The sequence below is a fragment of the Mesorhizobium sp. M7A.T.Ca.US.000.02.2.1 genome (assembly GCF_003996995.1).
In the GTDB taxonomy this organism is placed as follows: Bacteria; Pseudomonadota; Alphaproteobacteria; order Rhizobiales; family Rhizobiaceae; genus Mesorhizobium.
In genome coordinates this window covers 1-12,289 of record NZ_RZTT01000168.1, presented here as the reverse complement: position 1 = coordinate 12,289, position 12,289 = coordinate 1, and the positions used below count along the sequence as shown (strand labels likewise).

The 12,289-nt window shown below is 62.8% G+C and carries 11 protein-coding genes; 1 reads left to right on the top strand and 10 read right to left on the bottom strand.

The genetic code is table 11. The features are described 5' to 3' along the window. Positions 1 to 186 precede the first annotated feature (186 nt). On the top strand, positions 187 to 1,098 hold the full coding sequence (locus tag EOD15_RS17210) for a LysR substrate-binding domain-containing protein (protein WP_127321392.1): 912 nt from the start codon (positions 187 to 189) through the stop codon (positions 1,096 to 1,098). Positions 1,099 to 1,116: 18 nt separating this feature from the next. On the opposite strand, the gene EOD15_RS17205 is transcribed toward EOD15_RS17210, so the two are convergent. The 10 genes from EOD15_RS17205 to EOD15_RS17160 form a co-directional block, all read right to left on the bottom strand. Continuing rightward, positions 1,117 to 1,377 (bottom strand): DUF3303 family protein, encoded by a 261-nt coding sequence (locus EOD15_RS17205; RefSeq protein WP_236383112.1) that lies wholly within the window; start codon positions 1,375 to 1,377, stop codon positions 1,117 to 1,119. 30 nt (positions 1,378 to 1,407) lie between these two features. Next, positions 1,408 to 2,871 carry a RimK family protein gene (locus EOD15_RS17200; protein WP_127321391.1) on the bottom strand — a complete coding sequence of 488 codons (1,464 nt, stop codon included), beginning with the start codon at positions 2,869 to 2,871 and terminating at the stop codon, positions 1,408 to 1,410. After that, a complete protein-coding gene (locus tag EOD15_RS17195; RefSeq protein WP_127321390.1) occupies positions 2,871 to 3,974 on the bottom strand; it encodes a peptidase C39 family protein in 1,104 nt (367 codons plus the stop codon). The genes EOD15_RS17200 and EOD15_RS17195 overlap by 1 nt, the downstream gene beginning before the upstream one ends. Positions 3,975 to 4,282: 308 nt before the next feature. Further along, the gene (locus EOD15_RS17190; RefSeq protein ID WP_127321389.1) at positions 4,283 to 5,074 is read right to left on the bottom strand and encodes an anti-sigma factor; all 792 of its coding nucleotides are present in this window, start codon (positions 5,072 to 5,074) and stop codon (positions 4,283 to 4,285) included. Beyond that, positions 5,071 to 5,589, bottom strand: coding sequence for an RNA polymerase sigma factor (locus EOD15_RS17185; RefSeq protein ID WP_127327234.1), 519 nt, complete (start codon positions 5,587 to 5,589; stop codon positions 5,071 to 5,073). Before EOD15_RS17185 ends, EOD15_RS17190 begins: the two co-directional genes overlap by 4 nt. A gap of 173 nt (positions 5,590 to 5,762) precedes the next feature. Continuing rightward, entirely contained in the window at positions 5,763 to 8,513 is a 2,751-nt protein-coding gene (locus EOD15_RS17180; RefSeq protein WP_127321913.1) for a DUF2339 domain-containing protein, read from the bottom strand. A 112-nt stretch (positions 8,514 to 8,625) separates the two neighbouring features. Continuing rightward, positions 8,626 to 9,144: a PaaI family thioesterase gene (locus tag EOD15_RS17175; protein WP_127321914.1), complete on the bottom strand. Its 519-nt coding sequence runs from the start codon at positions 9,142 to 9,144 to the stop codon at positions 8,626 to 8,628. After that, positions 9,141 to 9,917, bottom strand: coding sequence for a DNA repair protein RecO (gene recO / locus EOD15_RS17170; protein ID WP_127321915.1), 777 nt, complete (start codon positions 9,915 to 9,917; stop codon positions 9,141 to 9,143). The genes EOD15_RS17175 and recO overlap by 4 nt, the downstream gene beginning before the upstream one ends. Before the next feature lie 132 nt (positions 9,918 to 10,049). Next, entirely contained in the window at positions 10,050 to 11,186 is a 1,137-nt protein-coding gene (locus EOD15_RS17165) for a porin (protein ID WP_127321916.1), read from the bottom strand. A 737-nt stretch (positions 11,187 to 11,923) separates the two neighbouring features. Beyond that, on the bottom strand, positions 11,924 to 12,289 hold a 366-nt coding region (locus tag EOD15_RS17160; protein WP_148129567.1), incomplete at its 5' end, for a phosphotransferase.

The window sequence follows — 12,289 nt, the reverse complement described above, 5'->3', positions numbered from 1 at the left end:
CGCAACATCAGACTTGGCGGTCAGCCGGTTGCGCTCCTCCTGCGTCAACGATGAAATTACGTCACGATGATCCACGTGCTTCGATCCAGACTGGAGCTTGATGAACCCACTGTAGCCAATGAACAACCTTTCCAAAAACGACGATTTCTGCAATCTAGATAAGCTGAACTTATCTATTCGGTGATTATGGCCGTACCTCCCTCTCTCAAAGGACTTCAAGCTTTCGAGGCTGCGGCCCGTACAGGCAGCTTTGCCGCGGCAGCGGAAGAGCTTTCGGTGTCGGCCGCTGCCGTCAGCCAGCTCATCCGCACGGTCGAGGAGCAGATGGGCCGCAAGCTGTTCCACCGCGTCAACCGGCGCGTCGTCCTCACCGAGGCCGGCGTCGAGATGCTGCCCAGGCTGACCATGGCCTTCCAGGAGATCGGCAGCGTCGCGCGCCAGCTGGGCGGCGATACGTTCCGCCCGCGCCTTGTGGTGTCGGTGCCGCCATCCATGGCCATGGGTTGGCTTTCGCAGCGTCTCGCTGGTTTTGCCTCAAGCCATGGCGCCGTCGACGTATCGCTCAGAGGCGACGACGACCCGGTGCCGTTCGACCGTGAACTGATCGACATCAGGCTCTCCTATGGGCCGCATTATCGCGAGCACCCGACCGAGGACATCGTCCAGGACGCAGTCTATCCCGTGTGTGCGCCCGGGCTGGCGGACACGATCAAACCCGAAGGCATGGCCAGTCTGCCGCTTATCCACACGGGCTGGGGACCGACTGGTGCGTCCTTTCCGTCCTGGCACAACTGGTTCGAGGCGGCCGGCATCGAGCCCGGCCGGGCAGCGCAGCGCGGCCTCTCGGCCAACTCATCGCGCGCAGCGCTCGACCTTGCGATTTCGGGATTGGGCGTGGCGCTGGCGCAAGGAATCTACTGTGCCGAGGCGCTGGAAGACGGCCGGCTTGTCAGGCCCCTCGCCCAGGCACTGGAGCTACGCCAGCCCTATTGCCTGACGATCCCCGAGCGCAGCGCCAGGCGCGACGTCGTGGCGGCGTTTCGCCAGTGGCTGATCGACGAATGCCGACGCGCAGTGAACTCGCCGGCACTGCGTTGACGTAGCGTGCGGCGATGATCAGAGGTGCCCGCTCAAGGCCTCAGCCATGTCCTTGTTTGTCGCCACAGGGATGATCTCGAACTCCACCAGATCCGCCCATTCGATGACCCAACGCTGCAGCAGCGTGACGTCATCGGTCTCCACCAGCAGGAAGCAGCGGCTCATGTCCGCCGCGATCCAGCTGTGGTGCACGAGAAGCTCGTCCGGTTTCAGGCGGCCGCGGTCGCGAAAGCGGCGATAGATCTCCTTGCGATCGCAGCCGGTGAAATCCTCGATCACGATAAACTGCATGTTCTACCCCCGATCAAATTACCGCCCCGGCCGGTCCAGCCGCTCCAAGAACCACTGCGTCAGCCGCACCCAGACCTCGTCCTTCTCGCCGGAATCCTCCCAGCCATGGTCGAGGTTGGGATTGTCGTTGACCTCGATGACGAAGACGCCGTCCTTGGTCTCCTTGAGGTCGACGCCGTAGAGCCCGTCGCCGATGCAGCGCGCCGCCTTTACAGCCGTCTCGACGACATGCGCCGGCGTCTCCTTCAGCGTGAAGGTCTTGATGCCGCCCTGGTCGGGCTTGCCGTTGGCCTTGTGGTTGACGATCTGCCAGTGCTTCTTGGCCATCAGATAATGCACGGCAAACAGCGGCTGGCCGCCGAGCACACCAACGCGCCAGTCATACTCGGTCGGAATGAATTTTTGCGCGATCAGAAGGTCGGAATCCTCCAGCCATTCGGTAGCAAGCGTCTTCAGTTCCTCGAAATTGGCGCATTTCTTGACGCCGCGCGAGAACGACGAATCCGGGATTTTCAGCACCAGCGGAAAGCCCAGCGTCTGCGCTGCCAGTTCGAGATCCGAGGTGCCGGCGATCATCACCGTCGGCGGCACCGGCACCTTGTTGTAGGCCATCAGCTCGTTGAGATAGACCTTGTTGGTGCAGCGGATCATCGACAGCGGATCGTCGATAACCGGCATGCCTTCCTGCTGGGCGCGGCGGGCGAAACGATAGGTGTGGTTGGAGATCGAGGTGGTCTCGCGAATGAACAGCGCGTCGTAATTGGCGAGCTTGGCGAGGTCCCGCTTGGTGATCGGCTCGATTTCGACACCCATCTTCTCGGCGATCTTGGCCCAATAGCGCAGCGACGATATCTCCGATGGCGGCAATTCCTCATGCGGGTCGACCAGCGTGGCGAAGGTGTAGCGCGCCGGCGTGCGGCCCTTGGTGTCGCGCCATTCGCGGTTGGTGTAGGTCTCCAGGCACTGGATGAAGCTTTTTTCCTCGTCCTCGGTCATCCGCGCCAGCGGATGGAAACCGATCTTGCGGATCGAGGCCCATTCGGCGCTGTCCTTGATGTGGACTTCGAGCGCCGGCGCGCGGAACCAGTCGAACAGAAGTTTGGCGAAGCGGTCCCAGATTTTCGACGGGCCGATGCCGAAGAAGATGCAGACCTTTTGCGGAAAAACGCCGCCGAGATCCTTGCGGCATTTGTTGAGCGCCAGCTCCAGTTCCGGCAGCGCGTGTTCATAGAGCTTGCGCTCCGAAAGGTCGATCATCGTTTCGACCGTCGGGATCACCTTGTGGCCGCGCGAGCTTGCCAGCAGCGACGCATAGTAGCCGCGGCTCTGGTAGCCGTAATTGTTCGACAGGTTGATGACCTTCGGCCGCTGGCCGCGAAACAGTGACGGGTGCGCGAGATAGTCGCGATTGGTGATGATCTTGTGCGGTGTCGCCACCTGGTCGAGATCGCTCTGCCTGCCGGTAAGGATGACCCAGGTCATTATCTGTCACGCTTTCCCAGAGTGATGGCGGCACGCAATCCATCGCGACCGAACTGCGCCATGTTCATGAAGATGCCGTAAGGCACGGGAATGTTGGCTGCATCAAGGATGGTCTCCTGCCTTTCGTCCTCGACCCAAGGGTCGTGGATCAGGATATGGTCGCCGTCATCGCCGATCGCCAGCACCCAGTGCGGCACCTTCTTGCCAAACATCAGGAAGCCGCTGATCAGCACCAGCACCAGCTTTCCCTCAGCGATCGCAGCGCGGATATCGTCGATTGTGAATGCACGGTAATTCACCGGGATGCCGTAAAGTTCCGCGCGTCGGCGAAAGTCGACCTGGGCCAGTTCCATCACCCTGCGCTTGTCCTCACTGCGTACCGATTGCAGGAACAACGCGCCATAGAAGGAAACGTAGATCTCCACCGCGAGCCCGCTTTCGTAGCCCGAGACAGCGAGGCCGAATGGCTCGCAACCACCGGGACCAGACATCATGAAGACGGTCGTCGCTTCACGCCACAGGCGGATTTCCATGACCGGATCCGGCACGAAGCCGCGATCGAAATTGGCCATCGCCATCATCAGGCAGCAAGGGCCGCAGGTGAATTCGCAGGTCTGCGGGTAAAACGGCACCTTGGTGGCGATCGGAATGTCGCCACGCAAGGTCTTTTCGTAGCGAAGTGCCGTTTCGCCATCCTCATAGTAGCCGGGCTCGCGGCCGATCTTGCGATACCCGGCCTGTTCGTAGATGCGGATCGCGCGGCTGTTATCCTCGCGAACTTCGAGACGCAGCATCATGCGGTCGTGCTCGAAGGCGGCATCTTCGGCGGATTCGAGCAGCATGCGGCCGACCCCCAGCCCGCCGAAAAACGGACTGGTCGCAATGGAGTAGAGGCGCGCCACCCCGCTGCCCTTGCGAAACAGCACGATCGCGTAGCCGGCCAGGCGGCCATCGACCTCGGCGACCAGCGTCTCGGCGGTTTCACGCTCGATGAACAGGCGGAAGGAGCGGCGGGAAATACGGTCGCTTGAGAAAACAGCTTTCTCAATGGCGGCGAGATCATCGACGTCAGACGCGCGGGCCGTGCGGATCTCGGCAGGCATGCGGCTTCAGAAAACCTCGATTGGTGGTGGAAATGGCCCTACTCGAACACGTCCTTGACGCCGACCAGGGCGTTGGGAAAACCGGCGTCCACCTGGGCGCACGAAGTCCGCTCCACCACCTTGAATCTCGCCTCGTGTTTCCAAAAACCGCTTCCGATTTCCGGGGCGATGCGACGGCATTCATCAAGCGCTATCGCACCTCGATTAGGGCCGAATTGTGACAAGTCCGACGCGGCCCGACGGGTGTGAAAGGTCCTTCGGCCGGATCGGCATTCGCGGATCGACGGCACCGGCAAAAGCAATGCCGTTCAGCTTGCCAGCCCGTTCACAAGTTGCGTGTAGGCGCTCCTGGCGACCTCGGCCAGCCGCTCGCGCGGCAAGGAGCCGACCACGGCGCAGCCATAGCCCTTGTCCAGCCAGTAGACGGCCTCGGGTCCATCTTGCGCGGCGGCGTAGGTGCCCTTGGCATTCTCCGTCGATTCCGTGGTGACAAACAGCGATATACGCTGCCCATTGCCGTCCTCGTAAAGCAGCATGGCGGCCTTGCTCTCGCCTGCCGGCAACAGCCGGCCGCCGACCAGCTGGAATCCGTCGGCGGTCAGGTCCGGCGCCACCAGATTCAGCCCTATCCGGTTGGACAGCCATGTCTGCAGATGGTCCTTGTCGCTGGCCGGCACCTCGACGGCATGCCGCTTTTCGGCGGCATAGATGACATGAGCCGCGATTGCCTGCTCGGCCAGCCGATCTTCGGCCGGGTCCTCCTGGCCGATGCCATCGATGCCGGCAAAATAGCCACCAAGTCCGCCTACGGCCAGAAGCACGGCGGCAGCAGCGGCAAGCCACCAGCGTGAGCGTGGCACAGCTGCCTTGACCGGCACCTCGCCAAGCACGACCTTGTGCAAGTGCCCAGGCACGGCTTCGTCCAGCACGTCGGCGAAGGCGGCACGCAGCGCCGCCCGGTCGGCGGTGAAACGGGCGCTCCTGGCCTTCATCTCGGGATTGGCGTCGAGCCAGGCATCGTAGGCCGCGCGCTCATCGCCGGGCAGTTCGCCATCGAGCGCCATATGGATGTCACGTTCGGAAAAGTCGCGGCGGATCATTTCTCGACGATCCTTATCGCGCGGCGGCGCGCCGTGTCGTCCAGCAACCCGCGCAATTCCTCACGCCCGCGCGCAATGCGCGACATCAGCGTGCCCGCAGGCACGCCCAGAATGTTGGCGGCTTCGGCATAGGAAAAACCTTCGATGGCAACCATGACAAGGGCTGCGCGACGGTCGGGGCTGATCGCCTGCAATGCGTCGACGATCTCGCGCGAGGCAATGCTCTCCATCTGCTCGGCCGGCTGGGCAACGGCCTCGCCCGCCTCCAGCGGCAGCATCGCCGCCTCGCCGCGGCGGTTCACCTTGCGCATCTGGTCGATGAACAAATGATGCATGATCGTAAACAGCCACCTCCGGGGGCTTTCTCCCGTCTGCCAGTTGTCGAGCCGCACAAGCGCCCGCTCGAGGCAATCCTGGACAAGGTCGTCGGCAGCGTCGCGGTCGCGCAAAAGCGAGCGTGCGTAGCGGCGCAGGCGCGGTATTTCGCCAAGGATTGCTGCCTTCTTTTCGTCCATGACCGCTGGTTTCGAGGTCGCCCTTATTGATCCCAATTGAACGCGCCTTCCGGGCACGGCGCAAGCGGCCAGCGCGAAGCGGTCTCCCGCCCCGGTCACCCAAGCAATGCAATAACGCTGGCTAGTGCCGATTTATTCCCGGTCGGGTGAAATCTTATTGTTCTTGCTTGCCTTTATCCGTTTTCCCGCGCCGCCCGCGTCAAAAGCCGCTGATAAAACAGGCCGATGCCGATCAGCACGGCGCCAAGGCCGATGAACGACAACGCCCTCAGCACACCTTCCAGCTCCGACATGTCGAAGATGAAGACCTTCAGCACGGCGATCGCGATCAGCGCGGCCGAGGCGACGCGCAGCACCTGCGATTTCAACCAGACACCGGCTGTGAGGAGCGCAACGCCAATCACCAGCCAAAGCGCCGAGTAGGTATAGGTTTCCAACTGGCCGAGGCCGCTCCACAAGCCGATGAACTCGCCCTTGAACAGGCGCCTCACCGACAGCGTGGCATAGGCGAAGGCAAGCACGGCAGCCACCACGGCCAGCATCTGCGCATACCATTTCGGCCGCTTGTCCCTGGCGTAGAGCGCCAGTCCCCCGGCGGCGACCGCAGGCAGGAGATAGGCGAGGAACAACAGGTTGAACACCGGGATCCGGCCTGTCGATTCGTCTGACAACAGCGGATTCAGCACGACGAAGTGCCTGACAACGATGAAGGCGACCGAGGCCACACCGGCGGCCATCGAACCATAGCGCAGCACCGAGCTTGGCGAGCGCATGTCGATGGCGACCAGGATGGCGCCGGCGCCGATGGCGATCAGGGTGTAGATCGACTGTTCGGCGAGCGTCATGGCACCCGTGTCGATGACGCCGCCGTGCATGGCGTGGCGCACCAGCATAGCGAGCGTGAGCAGCGCAAACAGCGCCGCAGCCGCCTCCATGGCAAGGCGCGGCCGGCCATTCGTGGTGCGCGCAAGCTGCCAGGCGGCAAAGCCGAAGGCCAGTGCCGGCACGCCGTAGCCTGGCAGCAGCCAGTTGAACACCGGCGTCGTCGACAGGAACCCGGCACCGACGATGGTCGGGTCGAAAGCGACGCGGCCAAGCACCGCGATCACCGCGCCGACCGAAATCCAGCCGAGCACCGGATAGGCGCGCCAGCGCGTAGTCAGCGCCGGCACGATGGCCGCCGCACCGAGCAGGATGGTGGTCCAGCCGGAATCGAAAGCCATATGCATCAGCAGCAGCCCGGCGATGGCCGCGCCGCCCAGGGCAAACGACACCGCGACACCGCCCTTGAGCGGCGGCTCCTCGGCCCGCGCGATCCACTCGCCGCCGGCGGCGAAAATGACGACCAGCAGTGCCGTTGCGGCGGCGTAGACAAGATCACGGTCGAGATTGCCGAATGTGAACCAGAGCGCCAGCAGGACGACAAGCGGGACGATGACGCCCCACGCTGCCCATGAGGCCGCGCGGATCTGTGTGCCGGCGGCGAACCGGCGTGCGGCCCAGAAGCCGGCGCCGATGAAGACCAGGCCTAGTACGATGCCGATGCGCAAGGTCAGCGCGTTGGACGTGGCCACCGGCAGTCCGTCGACGCCCAAGGCGCCGCTGGAAAAATCGGAAGCGATCGAGGTTGGCGGGATGATGCCGAGATAGATCAGCACCGTGACCAGTCCCGCGGCATAGAGGAGCGGCAGCGCCAGCGGACGATAAAGCGCGACCCCCACCATCGCGGCGATCACCACCGCGCCCGGCAAGGCGTAGCCGGCGGCAGCGAAGGCCGGGTCGACCGACAGGCCCAGCGCCGAGAATGCGACGAACAGGCCAGGCACGATGGACGGCCAGTCGAAAGCCCTGGCTGGTCCAGGTTCGTCGTCACGGCGAGCGAGCCAGACAAGGGCGAGCACGGCCAGCGTGACGGCGTCGATGAACAGGATGGCAGAGAGGTTCGCCCCTGGCGCATCGGTCATATAGAGGATGGTCCAGACACCGGCGCCGAAAAAGGCAGCCGCCATCAGTAATTTCCAATCGCGCATGCGGGCGATGGCGCCGGTGGCGGCAAGCACGATCGCGAGATAGCCGAACAGCGCCCAGGGATTGGGTGCCTGCGAGGCGACCAGCACCGGCGTCACCATGGCGCCGACAAGGCCGATGCCGGCCAGCGCCTGGCCATGGACAAGAGCTGCCGCGATCGTCGCCACACCGATGACGCCGAGCAGCGTGAAGGCGAGTGCCGGGCCGATGAAGCCGTAAATGCCATGCGCGGCATAGACGGTGCCGAACAGGATGAAGGCACCGGCAGCAGTCAGGATCGCTGGAATATAAGCGCCGGCGGCCCCTTGCACCGGCACCTTGAAGCCGGTGCGCCGGATGAACTCGCCGCCGGCGACCAGCACAAGGCCGAGCACGCCGGCCATGGCCAGCCGCACGCCGGGACCGAAAATGCCGGCTTCGATGGTGTAGCGGATCAGGAACAGGCCGCCCAGCGCCAGTGCGATGCCGCCAACCCAGACCGCCCAGCGGGTTCCGAGCGCGGTTTCGACGTCGGATTGGCGGGCGGCTTTCGCCGCTCCGGGAAGCTCCGCGGGATCCACCGCCTTCGGTGCCGGTTCTGCAGCGGTCCACGGCCCGGAGACGATCTCGCCGGTCGAGTCTTCCGTGTCCGTGGCTGGCGCCGGGACGGTGACCGCTGCGCTTACCTCCGGCGGAACGATATCGGCCGCGGCCGCTGCGTCCGGAGCCATATCGGCGGGCGCGTTGTCGGCCACCGCCTGTTCGGACGGCCTGGCCGCAGGCGGAACGGCTCCCGAGAGCACAAGGCTGCGCAGTGCGCCAAGCTCGCGCTCGACAAGGCCGATGCGGCTCTGCTGGCGCGAAATGATGACGAACAAGGCGATGATGGCGACAAGGCCGATCAGGCTTTCAAACATGGCGGTTCCCCCAAACCAGGCCAGTTTTCACTGACATTCGTCTTACTGACATTCAAATGCGGCGGCCAAACGGCCAGAAAATCCAAGCTCGGAAAACTCAATGCGCCGCCAGTCAACGCGCCGCCAGATTGGCGGCCGGAAAGATCGAGCATGTTTCGGTGCCGAAAGCCAGCAGCTTGCCGCCGGCATCCTTCAGCGTCGCTTCCGACACCGCCAACGTGCGGCCCTTGTGAACAACCCTGCCCTCGCACACCACCTCGCCGGTCTTCGGCGTGATGGGACGCGTCAAATTCACCTTGAACTCCGCCGTGGTATAGGCCTCGCCCTTTTCGAGCAGCGTCTGCACGGCACAGGCCAGTGCCGAATCGAGCAGCGTCGCCGCCCAGCCGCCATGCACGCTGCCCAGCGGATTGAGATGGCGCTCGCTCGGCATGCCACGAAAGACAGCGCGCCCTTCCGAGACTTCGGTGAGAGTGAAATTCAGCTGGAAGGAAATCGGCGGCGCCGGATACTTACCGTCGACGATGCGCTGCAGCAATTCCAAACCGCTGTATTTCAGGATGTCGGCGTGCGGAATGGTGCCGAGGCCGAGCGGTGAGACCCGGCCAGGATAAAGTTCGACCTCGCTCATGTGATGATTTCTCTGGCTGCGTCTTCGCCAGCTATGGCCTTGCCGCGCGCGTGATGTTTGCGCAAGGCGGCGAGGAAGCCGGTACGAGCGTCCGGCGGCTCGATGCCGCGCGGTTCATAGACGTGGCGGTTGAAGAAGAAGCCGGTGAGCCGGAAGGCGTCGTCGACATCAGCCGCATCGGCGCGCAGGCCGGAGCCGCGCTGCAGGAAGGCCGGCAGAGCCAGCATCTTGTCGCGCCACGGCAAACCGGCTTCGCGCGATACCGCACGTCCCGACTTCGGTGAGACATAGGCCAGGTCCTGTCGCGTGCCGGTGGCGGCGCATTGGCTGAGATCGAGGCCGAAGCCGAGTTCGTCCAGCACCAGAAGCTCGAAGCGCGCCACCAGTTCGCCGGCAACGTCGGCGTCGTCGAGATGGACGATCATCACGGCAAGCGTTTCGTAGAGACCTTCATGCGCGTCGCGCTCGGGCAGCAGGCGCAGATGCGCGGCCATGGTCTGCAATCCGTAGACGGCGACGGCGCTGTCCATCAACCGGGCCGCGTTCATCTCGATCGCCTCGGCCTGGAACGTGCCGAGGTGCTCGTCAAGGCGCGCTCGCCACAACAGGTCGACACGGTTGCCGGGCTGGAGCACAGGCTGCTGCTTGCGCGAACGGCCGCCACGAACAAGGCCGAGATGACGGCCATGCGCTCGCGTCAACACCTCGAGAATGGCGCTGGTTTCGCCATGCTTGCGGGTGCCGAGAATGATTCCCTCGTCGCGCCATTCCATTTCAGGAGCTTTTCACCGATCGGGTGGCGAAATCAAGGTATGGGCTTGGCCCCCGGGTAACTCTCATGCCAATGCATAAAAAACCGCCCGCAGCGATGTGCTGCGGGCAGGCTGGTGAGGTCAGTCGATCCGTTAGAAATTGCGCTGGAAGCGAACGATGCCGCCGACGCTGCTCTTCTTGTCGGCCTTCGTCCAGTTGTTGAAGTCCAAGTCGTCGAATTTTCCTGCATTGAGGTAATCGACTTCAGTCGTGATCGTAAAGCCGGGCACAATGGTATAGGCCACGTTGGCCGCGACGCCGAGGTTCTTCCAGTCGTCATAGGAGACCTGGGCGTTGAACGAGGTCTTGTCGTTGAACTTGTAGGTGCCGCCGCCCCAGATCGCCCAGTTTCCGCCCCATGGCTTGTATTGGGTACGGCCTGTGCCGAAGTCGTTGATGTTGTCGTTGGTGCCGTAGCCGCCCATGACGAACAGCGTCAGTTCCTTGCTGACGTTGACGTCCAAACGGACCTTGCCGGACACTTCCTCATAATTGCTGTCATAGGCCACGACGCCGGTGATCGCACCCCAGTCGCCCTTGTACTTCAAACCGCCGACGACATGCGGAACATAGCTGTCGATCGTGTTGACGCCGGTGCCTTCTTCGAGCGAGACCACGCCCGTGAAGCCGCTGCCTGCGTCGAAGTAGTAGCTGATGAGATTGGTATCCTTGACACCATACGGGATGAGCGTGTCCTGGATGACGTTGCCGGCATAGCCGATGAACTGGTCGTATACCGTTTCATCCTTACCGACGCGCAGGCCACCGAGCTGGATCCAGGCGAAGTTGAGGGTGGTGGCCTTGTTGCCGGCCTGCCAGCCGGTGCCGTCACCGGTATAGTCGCCGGAAGAGTTGCCGAACTGGAAGCGGGTCTCGGTGAAGGTCTTCAATGTGCCGAGCTCGGTTTCCTGGCCGGTATAAGTCCTCAGCGTGAAGCGCATGTTCTTGTAGTAGGTGTCGTTCCTATCGCCGTCCATGTGATCGGCAACGTTATTGGCGCCATCCAGCGCGCCGGAATCGCCGACGCCCATGTCGTAGCGGAGATAGCCGCCGATGCGCAGGCAGGTCTCGGTGCCCGGAATGTAGAAGTAACCGGCGCCGTAGACGTCGCAGATCTTGACGTATTCGGCCGGTTCCGGTTCGGCGACGACGACAGCGTCGGCGGCGCGCGCGCCGCTGACCGCGATCAGGGCCGCGGCTGAGCCGAGAAGGAGGCTCTTGATGTTCATTTTCTGACCTCTCCAGTCATAGTTATAAATGGCTTCGGATTTGTGGCTGGCGGCAATGTTTTCCCGCCTCACCCCCACAACGAAAAAGGCTCACACCGCTCGCCCTTTACAGCGGCGAACATACCCATCGATCATCTGCCTTCCATGACGATTTCCGGAATAATGACAATTCCACAAACAGATTAATTCCGTGTTGCACAAATAACACTTGATAATCCGACGAGCGGCACAAATGGCACAATGTCATTTATTAAATATATATACGGATACTTTCGCGTTTAACTATACTGATAACGTGTTATATTCCAAAATGGCCGCATAATACGCAAAATATACCTCAATTCCGTCGGAATTTATTCGATTCTTGCCGCCTCCCCTTCTGTTGCCATATAACGCCCATCTGCAAATCCCGCTCTGATACCGAGGCGAAAAGCGGGATGACGCTTCCAAGGGTGTCTGCCCCCTCCAAGGCGGTCGAAACTTCCTGGAGTGCCGTCGTGTCGCCGATTGTGACAGCAGCCAGCCGTTGAAAAACGATTCCTCCGTGACGCCCTCTCAGTCGACCTGAACGACGCAGGCGATGCGCTCCCCCCCGCCTCGATCAGGCGGGTGGGCACGCATAGGTCCGGGAAAGCATCGCCTCGGCCAGAATGTCCCTGGTCGCGCCATACGGGGGCGGATGGATCGGCGACAGGATCAGGATCTGGTGGGCGAGAGCGCCTTGAACGTTTGGCGCCTCACCCCCGCCGCGCGTGATCGGCAAGCACCTCATCGATCACATGACGGGATTTTTCAACCTCGACAGGGTTGACGTCGATCTGTCCAGCTACCGTGATCAGCGCCTTCCAAAGCGTCCAGCCACGACCACGCGCCCACATCGCCTCATCGGCTGGAAGGCCGGCGCGAAACGCCTCCCGGCTTTTGCCTTCAAACAATGTCCAGGCAATCGCCAGATCGCAGGCGGGATCGCCAACGCCGGAGGTTCCGAAGTCGATCACCGCGCCCAACCGGCCTTGCCTGACCAGCAGGTTTCCCCAACTGACGTCGCCGTGGAACCAGACCGGCGCACCGTGCCATGGCGCGGCAAGTGCTGCCTCCCACAC

Coding starts and splice junctions, on each gene's coding strand:
- EOD15_RS17210 (WP_127321392.1), top strand. CDS start 187: ATGGCCGTACCTCCCTCTCTCAAAGGACTTCAAGCTTTCGAGGCTGCG.
- EOD15_RS17165 (WP_127321916.1), bottom strand. CDS start 11,186: ATGAACATCAAGAGCCTCCTTCTCGGCTCAGCCGCGGCCCTGATCGCG.
- EOD15_RS17195 (WP_127321390.1), bottom strand. CDS start 3,974: ATGCCTGCCGAGATCCGCACGGCCCGCGCGTCTGACGTCGATGATCTC.
- EOD15_RS17190 (WP_127321389.1), bottom strand. CDS start 5,074: ATGATCCGCCGCGACTTTTCCGAACGTGACATCCATATGGCGCTCGAT.
- recO (WP_127321915.1), bottom strand. CDS start 9,917: ATGGAATGGCGCGACGAGGGAATCATTCTCGGCACCCGCAAGCATGGC.
- EOD15_RS17185 (WP_127327234.1), bottom strand. CDS start 5,589: ATGGACGAAAAGAAGGCAGCAATCCTTGGCGAAATACCGCGCCTGCGC.
- EOD15_RS17180 (WP_127321913.1), bottom strand. CDS start 8,513: ATGTTTGAAAGCCTGATCGGCCTTGTCGCCATCATCGCCTTGTTCGTC.
- EOD15_RS17175 (WP_127321914.1), bottom strand. CDS start 9,144: ATGAGCGAGGTCGAACTTTATCCTGGCCGGGTCTCACCGCTCGGCCTC.
- EOD15_RS17200 (WP_127321391.1), bottom strand. CDS start 2,871: ATGACCTGGGTCATCCTTACCGGCAGGCAGAGCGATCTCGACCAGGTG.